Raw genomic sequence first — 18,104 nt, 5'->3', positions numbered from 1 at the left:
CAATAGGCTCGACCCGTGCGGGGACGCGCGGGCAGTGTCCTTCCCCACCCGCACGCGACGGGCGGAGAGAACGTGCCGAAGACGACCGGATGGTGGCGGACGAAGGCGGGGCTGACGCGGCTCCAGGTCGTCGTGGGGATCGTCCTGCTGGGACTGCTCAGCGGCGCGCTGGGCGCAGGGATCGTCTCCGGGCTGAGGCCCGCGTCGACGGCGTCCGGCTGCGACACCGTGAAGGTCGCCGGAGACGCCCTGCCCGCCGTCGTGACGGTGCTCGTGTCCGGGTCGGGCGAGTCCGGGTCGGGCAGCGGGGCGATCATCGAGTCCGACGGGCTGATCCTCACCAACGACCACGTCATCGCGGCGGCCGTGACCAGCGGCACCATCGAGGTGCGGCTCAACAACGGCGAACAGGTCACCGCCGACCTCGTCGGCACGGACCCCGTCACAGACCTCGCCGTTCTGCGGATCGACCGCGACTCGCTGCCGACCCTGCAGCTCGCGCCACGCGAGACGCTGCGCGTGGGCCAGCCGGTCGTCGCCCTCGGTGCGCCGCTCGGCCTGTCCGGTACGGTCACCAGCGGGATCGTAAGCGCGCTCGACCGCAATGTCCCCATTCCGAAGTCCACCGGCGGGACGACCGTCCTGGCCGGTGCGATCCAGACCGACGCCTCCATCAACCTGGGCAACTCCGGCGGTCCGCTCGTGACCTGCGCCGGGCTGCTCATCGGCGTCAACACCGCGATCTCCACCGTCCCCAACAGCGACGGGTCGAGCGGCGGCGGCAGCGTCGGGATCGGCTTCGCCGTGCCGGCCGCGACCGCCCGGCGCATCGTCGATCAGCTCGTCGCCACCGGCCGGGCCACGCACCCGTGGATCGGGGCATCCACCGCCGAGATCGATCAGTCGACCGCCGACCGGTTCGGGACGCAGGCCGGACTGTTCGTGCAGGAGGTGACGGCGGGCGGGCCGGCGGCCGATGCCGGGCTTCGCGCGGGCGACGTCATCACGAGCGTCCAGGGGACGTCCGCCACCAGCGTCGGTCTCGCATGGCTCCTGGTGAGCGCGGACGTGGGCGACGAGGTGGCCGTCCAGTATGTCCGCGACGACACCGTCCACCAGGCGACCCTCACGCTGGCCGAGCATCCCTGACGCCGCATGTTCAGCCTTCCGGACTCGTGGGTGTGGGACTTCTGGACCGTCGACGACGGCGAGCGGTACCACCTGTTCTTCCTGTTCGCCTCACGGGCGCTGGGTGACCCCGACGCCCGCCACCGCAGGGCATCGGTGGGACACGCCGTGTCCACCGATCTCGTGCGCTGGGAGCGTGTCGCCGACGCGCTGGTGCGGGGCGACAGCCCGGCCTTCGACGACCTCGCCACCTGGACGGGTTCGATCGTGCCCGACCCGGCGGGCGGCTGGTTCATGGCATACACGGGGACGACGCGCACCGGAACCGGGCTGCACCAGGCGATCGGCGCCGCCCGCTCCGCGGACCTGACGACGTGGGAGAAGCTGCCCGGCCCCATCGTGCAGGTGGACGGACCCTGGTACGAGCGGGCGGCGTCGGACGGGAGTTCCTGGGCCGACACGACCTGCCGCGATCCGTGGGTCATGCCGCGCGAGGACGGAACGGGCTACGACATGCTGTTCACCGCGCGCGCCGCCGCCGGACCGCTCGGCGACCGCGGCGTCATCGGCCACGCGTGGTCCCCCGATCTGCGCACCTGGCATCTCGGTCCGCCGCGCTCTGAACCGGGGCAGGGGTTCTCGCAGGCGGAGGTGCCGCAGTACGTCGACCTGGACGGCCGCCGTCTTCTCGTCTTCAGTTGCTTCGGCCGCGACCTCGCCGATCCGCGCCCCGGCCTCGGCGGAGTGTGGGCCGCCCCGGCCGACGGCCCCACCGGGCCGTTCCATATCGCCCAGGCCCGGCGCCTGACCGACGAGTCCCTGTACGTGGGGAAGTTCGTCCGCCGCCGCGACAGCCCGGACTGGGTCTTCCTGGCGTTCCTGAACGACTCTCCCGCCGGGTTCGTCGGCGCCATCACCGATCCGTTGCCGGTGTCGGTGGACGACGGCGGCATCACCGTCACCGGCCCCGGCGTCGTCACCGGCCGGCCGGATCGCGGAACTTCCCCCCGATGATGCGCCCGAGCGTCCACCATCGCGCCTCCGGATGAGACAGAATCACCTCGTGGGGATGGACAGGCCTGTCCCGGACTGGATCCTGGACGCACTGCGCTATGTGAACCTCGTCGAGGTCGGCGGAGGGACGCTGACGGACGCCCAGGTGGACGCTTTCGCGTCCGCGCCGCTTCCGTCCCGACCGCCATCGGCCCGCCCCGCGCCGGGCACGAACGGGCTCCCGCCCGCCGGCACCGAGCTCTTCGGGCATGCCGGTCCGGCGCAGGAACCGCGCGTGGGCGCCTACCTGCGCCGCGTCGGCTGGATGACGTCGTCCCCGGAGGGCACCCGCGTGACGGCCCTGGGCCGCGCCGTCCTGCGCGGCAGCGAACGGCTGGCGGGTGAGGTCGAGGACGACCTGCCCGCCGACGACACCTCCGGTACGGGTCGGCGCTTCCAGGGCTGAGGCCGTGCCGTCCACCGTGTAGCATGTGGGCTGCGCCTCGGCTCCCAGGCATGCGGATGTAGCTCAATGGCAGAGCCCCAGCCTTCCAAGCTGGTCATGCGGGTTCGATTCCCGTCATCCGCTCCATTGTGTTCGTGCGCCGGTCGCCGAGAATCCGTTGGCCCGGATCGTTCCCGGGGATCGGCCGGATTGCGGAGTTGTGCACCTTACGGGGGCGTTCCTCGCCGGAACGAGCCGTGACCGCGGAGTCTTGTACCCACTGACCGCGCCCGGCGGGCGCATCGGGTACGAAACGCCGCGTCCGGGAGGTCGGACCGCCCCGACCGGCCGCATTCGGTACAGAAATCCGCCGGCCGTCGGTGCACGGCCCGGTCTCCTCGTGCCCCTCGCCCCTGCACACATCCACGTCTGCTGGGGGCCTCGCGTTTATCCTTGCGGCATGGTTGGTGTCGGTCGTTCCCGTGGTGGCGCGCGGACGGGCGGCCCGGTCGCGCGGGAGATGCTGCGCACGGGTGCGCGCCTGCGCCCGGCCGGAGGCGTGCGCCCGTGAACGCCGAACGGGAGGCGCGGGCGCCGAGTCCGATGCGCCGGTTCATGCGCGGTCTGGCTCACCTGATGCCGGCGAGGGCCGACGGGACGAATCCCACGGCGGTGCGGGTGTTCCACTGGGTCGACGGCGCGCGAGAGGCGTTCGGCGGGCGAGCGCGGCGGGGCGATGCCTGGCCGGTGACGGGCGGCGCCTACGAGGTCGGCAACCCGCAGGGGACCGTGGCGATCTGCACGCTGACGAGCGACGCGCTCTATCCGGAGTTGTCCCGGCTGCCGGGGGTCGCGATCGCGGGGCGTGTGTACGTCCCCAACCTGGGCATCGAGAAGATCATCGTGAACGTCACGGCCAATCCGCGGATTCGCTTCCTGCTGCTGTGCGGCACGGAGTCCCCGGTGTTCCATCCCGGGGAGGCGTTGCGCCGGCTCCGCGCCGACGGCGTCGACGAGCAGAGCCGCATCATCGGCGCGCGCGGCCACCTGCCGGTGCTGAGCAACGTCTCCGCCGAGCGGATCGAGGCCTTCCGTGCCCAGGTGGAACTGGTCGATCTCGTCGGAGAGACCGATCCGACAGTGATCGGAGCCCGGGTGGAGGAGCTCACCGCGGCCGACGCCGCACCGTTCGCCGGGGCGGTGAGCGGATCGGTGGATGCCGCGACGGACTACACGCCCATCCGGCCCGGGGGCCGGAGGCAGCCGCTCGCGTACGATCCGCACGGCTACTTCGTGATCACGCTCGACCGCGAGGCGGGCCGGATCGTCCTGCGCCACCACCGCGCCGACAACAGCCCGGCCCACGAGATGCGGGGGCGTTCGGCCGAGGCGATGCTGCTGGGTCTGCTCCGCGACGACCTCGTCTCCCAGATGAGTCATGCGGGCTATCTCGGCGGCGAGCTCGCCAAGGCCGAGGCCGCGCTTCGCCTCGGGCTGCGCTACGAACAGGACCAGCCGCTGCGAAAGCCGGGAGACACAGCCGACTGAGGGCCTCCGCCGTCGCGGCGTCCCACCTGGGTCCTCGCGCATCGTCGCGCTGCGGGTCCACCAGCATCGACGGAGGCCGTGCCTCCATGCCGGCGACCAGCTTCATGCCTCGTCAGGGCCCGAATGTTACGAGTTCGCGACCTATGTTACGGCTGCGAGAAACCCCTGAACCGGCGCTGCGCCGCCCCGAGCGGGCGCTTATCGTCTTGTCATCACACGGCTGGTGTTACCACATAGTGGGAAGCCTTCTTTCGGGGGCTGCGGTCTGTCAGCCGATTCACGAAAGGCACACGCATGGCACTGTTCACCCTGAGGCCAGCCAAGGTCGCCGCGTCACTTGTGGTGGCGCTCGCCTTGGGCCTGGCCACCGCATGCTCCTCTCCGGGCGCGACCACCACCGAGGCGGCGTCCCCGGCGGCGTCCTCCCTGAAGGGTCTGCTGCCCACCGAGGTGCAGGAGCGCGGTTACCTGACCTTTGCGACCGACGGCAACTACGCCCCGATCGCCTCGATGGACGACGACGGCAAGACGCTCGTCGGTCTCGACATCGATCTGGCCAAGGCTCTGTCGGAGTCGCTCGGCGTGGAGATCCGCGTCGAGAACGCGGCTTTCGACTCCATCATCCCAGGCATCGAGGGCGCCAAGTACGACGCCGGGATGTCCTGGATCAACGACACCGAGGCCCGCCGCGAGGTGGTCGACTTCGTCGACTACAGCGAGGACGGGTCGATCATCGTCGTGCTGTCCACCCTGCAGAACCCGCCCACGACCCTCACCGAACTCTGCGGCTTCAAGGTCGCGATCCAGAAGGGCGCCGCCGTCCAGAAGGACGTCGAGGGTCAGGTGGACACCTGCAAGAAGGCGGGCAAGCCGATCGACCTGCAGCTCTACCCCGATCAGGGTGCCGCGAACGTCGCGCTGCAGTCCGGTCGCGGCGAGGTCACGATCATCGACGAGCCGCCGGCCGCCAACCTCGTCGCCGAGACCGACGGCGAGTTCGTGACGAGCGGGGAGGCCTACGGGAAGGTGCACCACGGTGTCGCGGTCCTCAAGGACAGCCCTCTCGCGGAGCCGATCGCCAAGGCGTTCGCCGCCATCATGGAGAACGGTTCCTACGCGGCGGCCTTCGAGAAGTGGGGTCTCAGCGACGCTGCCATCGACGAGCCGCTCATCAACGGCGAGCCGCTGAGCTGACCGGACGGGTGGCCCGGGACTGCACCCCGGGCCACCCGCTCGCGCACACGCAATGCACGGATTCCGATTATGACTGATGTCACCTACACCCAGCGGCGCCGAGTGGGCTATCTCGTGGTTCCCTACGAGGTCGTCGCCACCGAGGAACAGCGTGTCCTCATGCCCGCCGAGGTCGGCCTCTACCACCAGCGGGTCGCCTTCGAGGAACGGGACACCCCGGAGAACAGGGCGACCGCGCTGACCGAGCTGTCCCGCGGCTGCGATCTGCTCCGGCAGACCCGGCCGGAGCTGATCGCCTTCGCCTGCACCAGCGGCGGCGCGTTCGCGGGTGCCGCATGGCACGAGCACCTGCTCGGCCGGATCCGGGCGCACCTCGGCGACATCCCGTTCACCACGGCGGCCGACGCCGTGGCGACCACGCTGCTGGAGAACGGGCTGGAGAGGGTCGCCGCAGGCATGCCCTACTCCGAGGAGATCATCGCGAGCCTGTGCGAGACGCTCGAGGCCCGGGGCGTCACCCTCACGAAGGTCAGCCGGCTCTTTCCGGACGGTCCGGCGGAGGACCCCTGGCCCCTCATGACGACGACCCCGGCGGAGATGGCCCGGTTCGGCGAGCGGGCCGCCGACCCGCATGCCCAGGCGCTGTTCCTGTCCTGCACCGGTCTCCACAGCACTCCGATCCTGGAATCCCTGGAACGCAGCATCGGCAAGCCCGTGATAACCAGCAACACGGCGATCGTCCACTACGCATCCACTCGTCTCGGCCTGCGGCCCAGGACGGGTTTCGGGTGCCTGCTGGACGCTCTGGCCGCTCAGGCGGAGACCCACCCGCGGTCGTCGCGATGACTCAGGAGAAGGTCGTGATCGAAGAGAAAGTCATGATGTCCGAGAACGAGACCCGGCCCGCGGAGGCGGGCACCGGCCCGGCGGCAGACGACTATCCGGCGGTTCGCCAGCCACGTCATCCCGGCCAGTGGGTAGCGGTTGTCGTGATCGGCCTCGTCGTCGTGCAGATCGCGGTGTCGATGGTCACGAACGAGCGCTTCCGGTGGGGAATCGTGTTCGAGTGGTTCCACCACGAGCGCATTCTCCACGGGCTTCTCAACACGCTCGTTCTGACGGTCGTGTCGATGCTGGTGGGCATCGTCCTCGGTGCCGTGCTCGCCATCATGCGGGAGTCGCGCAATCGCGTGGTCGCCGGGCTCGCCTGGGCCTACGTGTGGATCTTCCGGGGAACGCCCGTCTTCGTCCAGCTCCTGCTGTGGGGCTCGATCTCGGCCCTGTACCCGACGATCGCCCTGTCGCTGCCCTTCCTGCCGCCCTTCCTGGAGTTCTCGGCCAACGACGTCATCACGCCGTTCATCGCCGCGATCCTCGGACTGGGTCTCAACGAGGCCGCGTACATGGCGGAGATCATCCGGGGAGGGATTCGGGCGGTCGATCCGGGGCAGATCGAAGCGGCGCGTGCCCTCGGCATGGGCCGGGCGAGCGTCCTCGGTCGCATCGTGCTGCCGCAGGCGATGCGCGTGATCATCCCGCCGACCTCCAACGAGCTGATCGGGATGCTCAAGACGTCGTCCATGGTGGCGGTGCTGGCCTATCCCGACCTGCTCTATTCCGCCCAGCTCATCTACACGACCAACTACCAGGTCATCCCTCTGCTGCTGACGGCGTCGTTGTGGTACCTGATCGTGAGCTCGATCCTGAGCATCGGCCAGTACTTCGTGGAACGCCGGCTGAGCGCGTCCGATCGCAGAATCGCCCGAGGAGGGAAGACGGCATGACCGCATCCAGTTCCGTGATGGTCTCGCTCCGCGGGATCAGCAAGTCCTTCCACCACGACCACGTTCTCCGGGGGGTGGACCTGGACGTCCGGCGAGGCAGGGTCTGCTGTCTCCTGGGGCGCTCCGGCGCGGGCAAGTCGACCCTGCTGCGATGCATCAACATGCTCGAGACGATCGACCGCGGTCTCATCCGCGTCGACGGGGAGCTCATGGGTCATCGGTTCGTGGGCGACAGCCTGCATCGGCTTCCGGAGAGGCTGCTCAGCAAGCAGCGCGCCGAGCTCGGCATGGTGTTCCAGCGGTTCAACCTGTTCGGGCACCTCACCGTGCTGGAGAACATCGTCACGGCGCCCGTCCGTGTGCGAGGGGAGTCGCGGCAGCAGGCGGAGGCGCGTGCCCGGGACCTGCTCGCCCACGTCGGCCTCGCCGGTCGTGAGGGGTACTACCCGGCGCAGTTGTCCGGCGGGCAGCAGCAGCGTGTCGCGATCGCCCGGGCACTCGCCATGCGGCCCAAGGTGATGCTCTTCGACGAGCCCACCTCCGCGCTCGATCCGGAGCTGGTGGGCGAGGTGCTGGCGGTCATGCGGGATCTGGCATCGGAGGGGATGACCATGATCGTCGTGACCCACGAGATCGGATTCGCCCGCCAGGTCGCCGACCAGGTCGCCTTCATGGACGACGGTCGCATCGTCGAGCAAGGCCCGCCCGCACAGGTGCTGGGCGCACCGGAGCACGAGAGCACCCAGGCGTTCCTCTCCAAGCTCGTCTCCTGAGGCCCCCGAACAGGCTCCCCGGGAGCCGTGCGTTCTCCATGAAGTGGAAATGGTTTCCACATATCGAAAAGAGAGTGATGAGTGACACAACGAGCCGGGTGCCGCAGGGCGCGGCGCGGCGGGATCTGGCTCCCGCGACCCGGCCGGAACTGACGGCCGATGTGGCCGTCATCGGCGCGGGCATCCTCGGCACCGCGATCGCCGCCGCGGCTGCCGCGCGCGGACTGCGCACGGTCGTGGTGGACCGCCTGGGCGGGGCGGGCCTCGGGTCGACGAGCGCGTCGGCGGGCATCATCCGCGTCCACGCGGAGGACTACGCGAGCAGCGTCATGGCGCACGAGTCGCTGTTCGCGTGGCGAGCATGGCGGGACCACGCGCGGGTTCCCGCACGTGATCCGGCCGCCGTGTTCGTGGAGTGCGGCACGCTGGTGCTCGACGCGGCCAGCGACTTCAGTCTCCGCATCGCCCAGGTCATGGACGAGGCCCAGGTCGGCTACCGGGTCGTCGGCGCGTCCGAGATGAGAGAGCGCTGGCCGGACCTCGAACTGGGCCGCTTCGGGGGGCCGTTCACGGCCGACGACCCGGCCTTCTGGGACGACCCTCGGGGCGAGATCGACTCGGCGGTCTACACGCCGTCCTCCGGCTATGTCGCCGACCCGATGCTGGCGGCGCAGAACCTGGCGGGCCTCGCCCGGTGCCACGGGGCGACCTTCGTGTGGGGGCAACCCGTCGTCTCCATCGCGCGGCGAGGCGACCATGTGGAGGGCCTGCGGCTCGGCGACGGGCGGCGGATCGCGGCGGAGACGGTCGTGAACGCGGCCGGCCCGGCCTCGGGTCAGGTCAACGCGCTGGCAGGGGTCGGATCGGACTTCGCGATCCGCACCACCCCGGTGCGCGAGGAACTGCACCACGTGCCGCTGCCCGACTCGATGGCGCTGGCCCGCACCGGCATCCATCTCGTGGACTCCGATCTGGGCACCAACTTCCGGACCGACGGGAAGGCCCTGCTCATCGGCAGCAACGGTGCCGCCTGCGATCCTCCCCAGATCCTGTCCGACCCCGATGAGTTCGCCGTCGACCCGAGCCGCGCGCTCTGGGAGCAGAGCGTCCTGCGGGTCGCCAAACGCCTCCCCGGGCTCCCGGTCCCGCGGCAGCGCCAGGGCGTGGCGGGCGTCTACGACGTGAGCGACGACTGGATCCCGATCTACGACCGGACCGACCTCGGGGGCTTCTACGTCGCGATCGGCACCAGCGGCCACGAGTTCAAGACGGCTCCCGTGACCGGGGACCTCCTCGTCGGCATGATCCTGCACGGCCTCGACGGCCACGACCAGGACACGGACCCATACCAGTACGTCGCGCCGAACACGGGGCGGGTCATCGACACCGCGACCTTCTCCCGCAGGCGTTCCCCACACACCGCTACAGGAGGGCGCGGATGACCGTCGCACACGAACAACTCGAATCCGACGCCGTCGGCGCCTTCTGGGCGGACGGGCTGCCGGGCAACTTCGTCGGCGGGAGCTACGTCCCCGCGACCCGGCGGGCTCCCGTGGTCAATCCTTCGACCGGGCACGAGTTCACCACCGTCGGGTCCACGACCGCGGCCGAGGTCGACGCCGCGATCGAGGTCGCCGCCGACGTGCAGCCCGCGTGGGCCCGCCTCACGCCGGCGCAGCGGATCGACGCCGTCGTCGCCCTGGCCGACAGACTTCGTGAATGGGGTGACCGGCTGGCCCTGCTGGAGTCGATCGACAGCGGCAACCCCATGTTCGCGACCCGGCGGGACGTCGGCCTCGGGCTGCGCTACCTGGCGCAGTGGCCGGCGCAGACCCTGGCGCGGGCGGGGCGCGTCGGCATCCCGCACGCGGACGGCATGTCGTTCACGACCCGGGTGCCGTACGGGGTGGTCGGGAAGATCATCGCGTTCAACCACCCGAGTCTCTTCGCCCTGGCGGGCATGATCTTCCCGCTGCTGGCCGGCAACGCGATGGTGATCAAGGCGGCCGATCAGACTCCGCTGGCCACCCTCGCCCTGGGGCGCATCGTCGAGGGAATCCTCCCTGACGGGCTGGTCAACCTGGTGTCCGGAGGGGCGGAGACCGGCGACGCGCTCGTCGTCTCGCCGCGGGTGAAGCGGATCGCCTTCACCGGAAGCGACACGACCGCGCTGCGGATCCAGTCGCGCCTGTCCGCCGGGGGGCTGATCAAGCACTTCAGCACCGAGCTCGGCGGAAAGAACGCGCTCCTGATCTTCGAGGACGCCGACCTCGACGGCGCGATCGCGGCGGCGGTGGACGGTGCGAGTCTCACCGTGAGCCAGGGGCAGTCCTGCCAGGCGACGGCGCGGGTGCTCGTGCACCGCTCGGTGCACGACCGGGTCGTGGCGGGGATCGCCGCCCGGCTCCGGACGCTGAGGGTTGGCCCGTCCTACGACGAGGACAGCTCGATGGGGCCGTTGGTGTCGCACGCGCAGCGGGAACGGGTGCGTGCCTTCATCGCCGGGGCGATCGCCGACGGAGCGCGCCTGGTCACGGGCGGGGGCGTCCCCGCCCACACCCCGGAGGGCGGGTTCTACCTGGAGCCGACGCTGTTCACCGAGGTCGACTCCGGGATGCGGATCGCGCAGGAGGAGATCTTCGGCCCGGTGCTGGTGGTGCAGCCGTTCGACACCGAGGAGGAGGCCCTGCAACGGGCCAACGAGACCCGGCTGGGTCTCAGCGCGGCGGTGTGGACCCGGTCGCTGGACCGCGCGATGCGCGTCGCCATGAACCTGCAGGCGGGGTATGTCTGGGTCAACGACGCCAACCGGCACTATCCCGGCAGCCCCTTCGGCGGGCTGAAGGCCTCGGGAACGGGACGCGAGGAGTCCCTGGAGGAGTACGACTCGTTCGCCGAGCTGCGGTCGATCAACGTGAAGGTGCCCGGACTCCTCGGCGCGACCCCGTCGGAGGCCTGACATGCCCGATCGCACCGGCGGCGTCCCGCAGCGCGTGGTCGTCGGCATCAGCGGCGCCTCGGGAGTCGTCTACGGCATCCGGATCCTGGACGAGCTCCGCGCGCTCGGAATCGAGACCCACCTGGTGGTCTCGAAGGCCGCCGAGATGACCCTCGCCTACGAGACCGACCTGACGCCGCGCGATCTCCGGGCGCGGGCGGACCACAGCTACGCGGTGCGGGATGTGGGCGCCGCGATCTCCTCCGGCTCCTTCCGCACCCTGGGCATGGTCGTCGCTCCCTGTTCGGTGCGGTCTCTGGCCGAGATCGCGAACGGCGTGACGTCGACCCTGCTGACCCGGGCCGCCGAGGTCACTCTCAAGGAGCGGCGCCGGCTCGTGCTGCTGGTGCGCGAGTCGCCCCTGACCCTCACCCACATCCGCAACCTGGAGACGGCGACCCTGATGGGGGCGACCATCGCGCTCCCCGTCCCGGCCTTCTATCTGCGACCGGAGTCGATCGACCAACTCGTCGACGACGGCGTCGCGCGGCTGCTTGACCATCTCGGGCTCGACTCCTCGAAGCGGCGCGAGTGGGCCGGCGGCCGCGCATCCATTCCCGAGAACGAAAGGTGACACCCATGCTCACGATCGCGATCACGACCGACGACCTCGCCCTGGAGGATCTGGAGAAGCCGTTCCTCGGACCGGTGCGGGTCGAGGTGGATCCGCAGGCCCTCGAACAGGTCGATCGGGGCAACCGGGTCATCACCGACGCCATCGCGAACGGGGACGTCGTCTACGGCGTCAACACGGGTTTCGGCAAGCTCGCCGACCGCCGGATCTCGCCGGAGGAACTGCTGGAACTGCAACGCAGGGTCATCGCCTCGCACATGGTGGGCGTCGGCGATCCGCTGCCCCCCGAGGTCGTCCGTGCGGCGATGGTGATCAAGGTGCGCTGCCTGTCCCAGGGGCACTCGGGGGTGCGCCGGACGATCGTCGAGACACTCGCGAGAATGCTGGAGGCCGACCTCCTGCCGGTCGTTCCCGCGCAGGGCTCGGTCGGCGCCTCGGGGGATCTCGCGCCGCTCTCGCACCTGGTCGGAGCCATGACGGGCGTGGGAGACGTGCAGTACCAGGGCAAGATCCTCCCGGCCAGAGACGCCTTCGCCGACGCGGGTATCGAGCACGTCGAGCTCGGGCCCAAGGAGGGCGTGGCGCTCATCAACGGAACGCAGGTGTCGACGGCTCTCGCGCTGCGGGGGCTGTTCCTGGCCCAGCGGGTGCTGAACGCGGCGGTCGTCGCCGGCGCGCTCACGATGGAGGCCGCGGCGGGTCGACCCGCGGCCCTGGACGATCGCATTCAGCAGATCCGCCGGCAACGCGGGCAGATCCGCATCGCGGAGAGTCTCCGCGCACTCGTCGAGGGCAGCAGCGTCCTCGGCGTCGAGTTCCCCGGCCGGCGCCTGCAGGATCCCTATTCGCTGCGGTGCATGCCCCAGGTCATGGGGGCGGCGCTGGACCTTCTGACCTACGCCGCCGACGTCCTGGCGCGCGAGGCCAATGCCGTGTCGGACAATCCGCTGATGTTCCCGGCCGACGGTCTCGTCCTCTCGGGCGGGAACTTCCACGGCCAGCCCGTGGCCTTCAGCGCCGATGTCGTCGCGATGGCGTTGTGCGAGATCGGGTCCCTCTCGGAACGCCGCACCGCCGTCCTGATGGACGCGAGCATGAGCGGTCTGGCGCCGTTCCTCATGGAGGGCGCCGGCCTGAACTCCGGGTATCTGATGGCGCAGGTGACCTCGGCGGCGCTGGTCGCCGAGAACCGCTCCCGGGCCTTCCCGGCGAGCGTGGACTCGATCCCGACCTCCGCCGGGCAGGAGGACCACGTCAGCATGGCGACACACGGCAGCCGCCGGCTGGGTGAGATGGCGCGCAACGCCGCCTATGTCGTCGCGATCGAACTGCTGGCCGGGGCGCAGGGACTCGACCTGCGCAACGGCGGAGCCCCGGCCCCCGCGCTGCGCGACGCGTATCGACTGGTGCGCACGCGTTCGGAGTTCCTCGCCCAGGATCGCGCCCTGGCGCAGGACATGGAGGCCCTCGCCGTCGATGTCCTGGCCGGACGGTTCGTGCCGGTTGCGGGGATCGAGCTGGGGCGGTGACGGCCATGGCCGCGTCCACCGGACACGATCTGCCGTCCTACCTCGCCTATCTGGGAACGCACGACGGCGAGCTCGTGGTGATCGACCGGCCGGTCGGGCTCGGCCCCGAGATCGCCGCGGTGACCAAGGCCCTGGAGCCGCTCGGGGCCCCGGCGGTGCTCTTCCGCGCCGTGTCCGGCTCCCCCTTCCCGGTGCTCATGGGCACCTTCGGCAGCCGGAGGCGGCTGGCGCAGTCCGTCGGCGTCGGCGTCGACGCGCTGCTCGACCACGTGCTGGCGTTGCCCCGCGGCCCGCTGGGGGACGTCGAGCAGGTGGTCGGGGCACCGGTGCAGCACGTGGTCCGCACGGGCGACGACGTGGACCTCGACGCCCTCCCGTTCGCGGTGCACTCGCGCGACGACGCGGGCCGCTACATCACCTCCGGCGTGGTGATCGCCCGCGACCCGGCCACGGGCGCCATCAACACGGGCATGTACCGCATGATGATCACCGACCGGCGGCACGTCACGGTCAACGCCGCCCCCGATCACGATCTCGGCCGGATCTTCGCGCGGGCCCGCGCGACGGGTGAGACGGTGCCGATCGCCATCGTCATCGGCCATCACCCCGCCTACCTGATGGCGTCGCAGGTGAAGAACCCGGTGAGCATCGACACGCACCGGCTCGCGGCGGCGCTGCTCGGATCGCCGCTGCGGGTCGTCGACGGCCTGACGGTGGACCTGCCGATCCCGGCCGATGCCGAGGTGGTCGTCGAGGGGTTCGTCGACCCGGGGCAGTCGGTGTCGGAGGGGCCGTTCGGCGAGTTCTCCTACTACTATGGTGCGACCACCGCACCCCTGTGCCGGGTGACCGCGGTATCGACGAAGGAGTTTCCGATCTTCCTGGACCTGCACCCCACCCATCGGGAGCATCTGTGCCTGTGGCTGTACCCCGGGCGAGAGGCACGCCTGCTGGACCGGGTCCGGCAGAGTGTCCCGGGGGTGCGATCGGTGCGGGTGCCCTTCCACAGTGGCGGGCTGGGTGCCTTCGTCGCCATCGACAAGACCCATGAGGGCGACGGGAAGCAGGCGATCCTCGCGGCGCTGGCGGCCGACCATTTCCTGAAGCATGTGGTGGTCGTGGACGCCGACGACATCGACATCTTCGACGACGCACGTGTGCTGTGGGCGGTCAACGTCCGCTCCCAGGCGGCCGACGATCTGGTGGTCGTCGAAGGCGCCCGGGGGATGAAGATGGACCCCAGTGCGGTCCGCCTGCTGCGCGACACGGGCCCGGACTACGTCTCCTCGAAGCTCGGCATCGACGCGACGAGGCGCCTGAGCCCGTCCTTCCCGATCGCCGCGGATCTGCCGCCGCGGGGGTTCGAGGGAATCGATCCGCTCTCCTATCTCGACGATCGGCAGCAGGCCTTGTTCGGTCGTCGGTCCGCATACCGTCGCGCGGTGGCCGAATGATGAACCCCCGCGTCGCGTCCAGCCCGGCGAGGCGAGTGCCGTGAGCTCCGCCGCCGGCGATTCCGCCCACAACTCCAAGACCGTCGATCGTGCACTGCGCCTGCTGTCGGAGGTCGCGGTCGCGCCGTCGGGACTGTCGCTGAGCGCGTCGGCGCGGCGGGTGGGGCTCCCCGTCAGCACCGCCGCGCGACTGCTGAAGAGCCTGGAGTCGGGCGGGTTCCTGGTGCGTACCGCCGCGAATGTGTACAAGGCCGGTCCCGCGGTGCTCCAGATCGGCGCGATCGCGCTGGCGAACTTCGAGATCGTCACGATGGCCGAACCGCACCTGCGGCAACTGGCGGACTACACCGGTGAGACGGCCTATCTGGCGACGCCCCGCGGACAGGACGCGGCGACCTACCTGAAGCAGGTGGAGAGCCCACGCGCGATCCGGCACGCGACCTGGGTCGGGCGGGCCATCGGCACCGCGGGGACAGCCCTCGGCGCGGCACTCGAAGGGCGGGTGAACCAGCAGGGGTTCGCGATGTCCCGGGCCACCGCCGTCGAACCCGACGCCACCGCGGCGGCCGCCCCGGTGATCGACTCCGGAGGTGACATCGTGGCCGCCATCAGCATCATCGGCCCGGCCTTCCGGATCGACGATGCCGCCCTGCACGACTACGGCGAACAGGTGGCAGAGCATGCACGCCTCCTCTCCGAGCAGCTCCGCCTCCTGCCGCCGCAGGCCAGTCATCTGACACAGGTGGCACGCACGGTCCGCTGACGGAGCGGGGGCGTCCGGAGCGAGGACGGGCGGCTCGTGCGGTGCTGGTCCGCGTGCCGCACCCCGCGGATCCCGTGCCGCGCGACCATCCGTGCGGACTGTGCGCCTCGGCACGGTCATGGGTGCGGCTCGGACCGGCTCGACCCGAGCCGCCGCACGACGATTTCGCGCCAGATGTCCGAACACGTGGTGGTTCTCACCGATCCGTCCCGTCGGAGTGGGGAGAACCCGGCGAACGGGTTTTTCCGCAGGCGTGACCCATAGGTTACCGAGGTTGCCTGGCCGGTATGTCAGCGGGGAAAATGGACCCATGGCACACCCGGCGAACGGAGCTGTGCCGGGCGTGTCGTGGCAGGGCGGCGATCTGTCCCGGCATGCGGCGAGAATCCTTGACGAGGCGCAGGCACTGGCGGATCGGCTGCGTTCGGAGGCCGAAGCCGATGCGCGACGCATGCTGGCCGAGGCCGAGGCGCGTCGCGACGAGGTCAACGCGCAGACGCTGACCGCCGAGGCCGAGCGCGCCGAGGCCGACGCGTCGCTCGCGAAGGCCAAGACCAGGCTCGCCGAGGCGCAGGCCGACTCCGAGACGATCCTGCGCGATGCGGCCGATCAGGCGCGCATGATCGCGACCTCCGCCGAGAAGACCGCCGCGGACGTCGTCGCCTCCGCGCGTGCGCAGGCCGAGCGCCTCGTCACCGCGGCGCAGACGGAGGTCGAGGAGCTCCAGGCCACCGCGCAGGCGTCGGCCGACGAGGTCCGCGACGCCGCCGCGGCCGAAGGCGCCGCCGCCCACAGCGAGGCGGAGCGCCTCCGCGACGCGGTGCGGCGGGACGCCGAGTCGGTGCGCCGGACCGCCGCGGACGAGGCCGCGACGATGCGCGCCGCCGCGCAGGAAGAGTCCGACCGGCTCCGTGCAGAGGTGGAGGGCTGGGCCGAGGGCGAGCGCGGCAGGGCCGGCGACATCGTCGCAGCCGCCGAGGCCGCCGCCGCGCAGCTCCGGCAGGAGGCCGCCGCGGAGGCAGAGAGCCTGCGTGCCGACGCGCAGGCGAAACACGACGAGCTCGTGTCGGCCGCCGAGGCGCACGTCGCGTGGACCAACAACACGATGGCCGACGTCCTCGACAGCGCCCACGCCGAGGCGGCGTCCCACAAGGCCCAGACGCACAACCAGCTCACGACCCACGTCCGCGAGGTGCGCGAACGCGCGCAGATCCTGCTGGCCCAGGCCGAGCACGACACCCGTGTCCGCGTCGAGGCCGCCCAGGTCGAAGGCGACGCCGCCCGAGCGCGAGCGGCGGCGCTTCTCGCCGCCGCCGAGCAGGATGCCGTCGAGACCGCCCGGGCCGCGGCGGCCGAGGCCGCCCGCCTGCGCACCGAGGCCGCCGAGGAGGCCGAGGAACAGGTGGCGCGCGCCAAGCGGCGGCTCGACGAGGCGGACCGGGGTGCCCGTCAGTTGCGCGAGCAGGTGACAGCCGACCTGGAGACCATGCAGCGCACCGCCTTCTCCGAGACGATGGCCACGCGCGAAGAGGCCGTGAAGCTTCTGCAGGACGCGCGCACCGAGGCCGCCACGACCCGCGCGGAGGCGCGGTCCATGCTGCAGCAGGCGCGGCAGGAGATCGCCGCGCTGACACGTCGCCGGGACGACATCACCAGCCAGCTCGGCAGCATGTCGGGCGTGATCGAAGCCCTGGCCGTGGGCGAGACGAAGCACACGCAAGACACCGAGAGCGACGGAGAGACCGGACTATGAGTGAACAGAGATTCCGCAATGTGATGCGTGGGTACGACCCGAACGAGGTCGACGCGGTCGTGGCCAAGCTGCAGCAGTCGCTGGAGGAGTCCAACCGCGAGGCGGGATCGGCGACGGTGGCCGTCACGAAGCTGGAGTCTCAGGTGCAGGCGCTGAACGCGGAACTCGCCCAGGCCAAGCAGGAGGCTGCGCGTCTGTCGGCCGCCCAGGAGGCGGCGTCCGCCCCGCCGACCTTCGCAGACCTCGGCCAGCGCGTCGGCGGCATCCTCACCCTCGCCCAGGAGGAGGCGGAGGAGATCACCGCCACCGCCAAGACCACGGCCGACGAGGTCGTGGGCACGGCCCAGCGCGAGGCCGAACTGGCCCGAACCGGTGCCGACCGGTACTCGGCCGACGTGGCGTCCAAGGCCGACGCCGAGGCGCTGCGCCTGGTCGAGACCGCGCGCCGCCAGTCCAACGACATCCTCGACCAGGCCGATCGCGAGGCATCCGCCCGGCGCGGCGAGGCCGAGGCCTACTACGAGCAGCAGCAGGCCCGCGCCGCGGCCGCAGCCGCCGATTTCGAACAGACGCTCGCCACCCGGCGCGACAAGGCCGCCGCCGACTTCGCCGCCCAGATGGAGCAGCAGGAGGCCTCTCTGGCCGCCGTCGAGGAGCAGCGCACCGCCGCCGAGCAGGAGGGGCAGCAGATCCTCGCCGAGGCGAAGAGCCACGCCGAGGTCCTGGTGAACAGCGCGCAGCAGGAAGCCGCGACGGCGATCGAAGAGGCCCGCGCCAAGGCCGACCGGATCCGGCGCGAGACCGAGCGCGAGCTCGCCGCCATCACCGCCCGGCGCGACAGCATCAACACGCAGCTCGCCAACGTCCGTCAGATGCTGGCCACCCTCGGCGGCAACGCCGGGCTCAACGCCCTGATGGGCGAGCCGGTCATCGCCGGCGAGGAGCCGGCCGGCACGCCGGTCCCGGCCGAGGCCGAGCAGGTGACCGAGGAGCCCGTGGCGGACGCCGAGACGGCGGACGCGGAAGGGCAGGCGGAGGTGTCCGCGGACACCGCCGAGCAGGAGGCCGAGGTCCCGGCCGCCGACGCCACCACGCGCTGATGCCCGCCCGGTTTCCGCAGCCCCCGGCCGATCGCTAGGATTGGCGAGTCTGTCCACGGTCCGCCGAC

Annotated in this window: 16 protein-coding genes and 1 tRNA gene; all 17 read left to right on the top strand. The window is 71.1% G+C overall.

What is annotated here, in order from left to right; genetic code table 11:
- Positions 1-72: 72 nt before the first annotated feature.
- Positions 73-1,149 carry a S1C family serine protease gene (locus tag G555_RS20495; RefSeq protein WP_051209395.1) on the top strand — a complete coding sequence of 359 codons (1,077 nt, stop codon included), beginning with the start codon at positions 73-75 and terminating at the stop codon, positions 1,147-1,149.
- Between the two features lie 6 nt (positions 1,150-1,155).
- Positions 1,156-2,142 (top strand): glycoside hydrolase family protein, encoded by a 987-nt coding sequence (locus G555_RS0115240; RefSeq protein ID WP_028709524.1) that lies wholly within the window; start codon positions 1,156-1,158, stop codon positions 2,140-2,142.
- Positions 2,143-2,173: 31 nt separating this feature from the next.
- A complete protein-coding gene (locus G555_RS0115235) occupies positions 2,174-2,587 on the top strand; it encodes a hypothetical protein (protein ID WP_156887589.1) in 414 nt (137 codons plus the stop codon).
- Positions 2,588-2,639: 52 nt separating this feature from the next.
- Positions 2,640-2,713: transfer RNA gene (locus G555_RS0115230), tRNA-Gly, on the top strand.
- A 420-nt stretch (positions 2,714-3,133) separates the two neighbouring features.
- Positions 3,134-4,114 (top strand): DUF4346 domain-containing protein, encoded by a 981-nt coding sequence (locus G555_RS21510; protein ID WP_051209393.1) that lies wholly within the window; start codon positions 3,134-3,136, stop codon positions 4,112-4,114.
- 294 nt (positions 4,115-4,408) lie between these two features.
- Positions 4,409-5,308, top strand: coding sequence for an ABC transporter substrate-binding protein (locus G555_RS20485; protein WP_036923220.1), 900 nt, complete (start codon positions 4,409-4,411; stop codon positions 5,306-5,308).
- A 69-nt stretch (positions 5,309-5,377) separates the two neighbouring features.
- On the top strand, positions 5,378-6,154 hold the full coding sequence (locus G555_RS0115215) for a maleate cis-trans isomerase family protein (RefSeq protein ID WP_028709522.1): 777 nt from the start codon (positions 5,378-5,380) through the stop codon (positions 6,152-6,154).
- 14 nt (positions 6,155-6,168) lie between these two features.
- A complete protein-coding gene (locus tag G555_RS20480; protein ID WP_245581293.1) occupies positions 6,169-7,092 on the top strand; it encodes an amino acid ABC transporter permease in 924 nt (307 codons plus the stop codon).
- On the top strand, positions 7,089-7,865 hold the full coding sequence (locus tag G555_RS0115205; protein ID WP_028709521.1) for an amino acid ABC transporter ATP-binding protein: 777 nt from the start codon (positions 7,089-7,091) through the stop codon (positions 7,863-7,865). Before G555_RS20480 ends, G555_RS0115205 begins: the two co-directional genes overlap by 4 nt.
- Positions 7,866-7,942: 77 nt before the next feature.
- Positions 7,943-9,307 (top strand): NAD(P)/FAD-dependent oxidoreductase, encoded by a 1,365-nt coding sequence (locus G555_RS0115200; protein ID WP_169337936.1) that lies wholly within the window; start codon positions 7,943-7,945, stop codon positions 9,305-9,307.
- Positions 9,304-10,824: an aldehyde dehydrogenase family protein gene (locus G555_RS20475; protein ID WP_051209387.1), complete on the top strand. Its 1,521-nt coding sequence runs from the start codon at positions 9,304-9,306 to the stop codon at positions 10,822-10,824. The genes G555_RS0115200 and G555_RS20475 overlap by 4 nt, the downstream gene beginning before the upstream one ends.
- A 1-nt stretch (position 10,825) precedes the next feature.
- On the top strand, positions 10,826-11,437 hold the full coding sequence (locus G555_RS0115190) for a UbiX family flavin prenyltransferase (protein ID WP_028709519.1): 612 nt from the start codon (positions 10,826-10,828) through the stop codon (positions 11,435-11,437).
- A 5-nt stretch (positions 11,438-11,442) separates the two neighbouring features.
- Positions 11,443-12,966 (top strand): histidine ammonia-lyase, encoded by a 1,524-nt coding sequence (gene hutH, locus G555_RS20470; RefSeq protein ID WP_036923216.1) that lies wholly within the window; start codon positions 11,443-11,445, stop codon positions 12,964-12,966.
- A gap of 5 nt (positions 12,967-12,971) precedes the next feature.
- Complete coding sequence (locus G555_RS20465) at positions 12,972-14,420, top strand: UbiD family decarboxylase (RefSeq protein ID WP_156887588.1); 1,449 nt, start codon at positions 12,972-12,974, stop codon at positions 14,418-14,420.
- Positions 14,421-14,460: 40 nt separating this feature from the next.
- Entirely contained in the window at positions 14,461-15,183 is a 723-nt protein-coding gene (locus G555_RS20460) for an IclR family transcriptional regulator (protein WP_051209383.1), read from the top strand.
- A 310-nt stretch (positions 15,184-15,493) separates the two neighbouring features.
- The gene (locus tag G555_RS21505) at positions 15,494-16,936 is read left to right on the top strand and encodes a coiled-coil domain-containing protein (protein ID WP_051209381.1); all 1,443 of its coding nucleotides are present in this window, start codon (positions 15,494-15,496) and stop codon (positions 16,934-16,936) included.
- Complete coding sequence (locus tag G555_RS20450; RefSeq protein WP_156887587.1) at positions 16,933-18,036, top strand: DivIVA domain-containing protein; 1,104 nt, start codon at positions 16,933-16,935, stop codon at positions 18,034-18,036. Before G555_RS21505 ends, G555_RS20450 begins: the two co-directional genes overlap by 4 nt.
- Positions 18,037-18,104: the final 68 nt, after the last annotated feature.

This window comes from Propionicicella superfundia DSM 22317 (genome assembly GCF_000423465.1).
In the GTDB taxonomy this organism is placed as follows: domain Bacteria; phylum Actinomycetota; class Actinomycetes; order Propionibacteriales; family Propionibacteriaceae; genus Propionicicella; species Propionicicella superfundia.
Note: the sequence above shows the minus strand (reverse complement) of the source record. Positions and strands in the feature narration are given on the sequence as shown.

Bases quoted from the DNA above. Each gene is read 5' to 3' on its own strand.
- G555_RS0115240 (WP_028709524.1), top strand. From the start codon at position 1,156: ATGTTCAGCCTTCCGGACTCGTGGGTGTGGGACTTCTGGACCGTCGAC.
- G555_RS0115235 (WP_156887589.1), top strand. From the start codon at position 2,174: ATGAGACAGAATCACCTCGTGGGGATGGACAGGCCTGTCCCGGACTGG.
- G555_RS20485 (WP_036923220.1), top strand. From the start codon at position 4,409: ATGGCACTGTTCACCCTGAGGCCAGCCAAGGTCGCCGCGTCACTTGTG.
- G555_RS0115215 (WP_028709522.1), top strand. From the start codon at position 5,378: ATGACTGATGTCACCTACACCCAGCGGCGCCGAGTGGGCTATCTCGTG.
- G555_RS0115205 (WP_028709521.1), top strand. From the start codon at position 7,089: ATGACCGCATCCAGTTCCGTGATGGTCTCGCTCCGCGGGATCAGCAAG.
- G555_RS0115200 (WP_169337936.1), top strand. From the start codon at position 7,943: ATGAGTGACACAACGAGCCGGGTGCCGCAGGGCGCGGCGCGGCGGGAT.
- G555_RS20475 (WP_051209387.1), top strand. From the start codon at position 9,304: ATGACCGTCGCACACGAACAACTCGAATCCGACGCCGTCGGCGCCTTC.
- G555_RS0115190 (WP_028709519.1), top strand. From the start codon at position 10,826: ATGCCCGATCGCACCGGCGGCGTCCCGCAGCGCGTGGTCGTCGGCATC.
- hutH (WP_036923216.1), top strand. From the start codon at position 11,443: ATGCTCACGATCGCGATCACGACCGACGACCTCGCCCTGGAGGATCTG.
- G555_RS20465 (WP_156887588.1), top strand. From the start codon at position 12,972: ATGGCCGCGTCCACCGGACACGATCTGCCGTCCTACCTCGCCTATCTG.
- G555_RS21505 (WP_051209381.1), top strand. From the start codon at position 15,494: ATGGCACACCCGGCGAACGGAGCTGTGCCGGGCGTGTCGTGGCAGGGC.
- G555_RS20450 (WP_156887587.1), top strand. From the start codon at position 16,933: ATGAGTGAACAGAGATTCCGCAATGTGATGCGTGGGTACGACCCGAAC.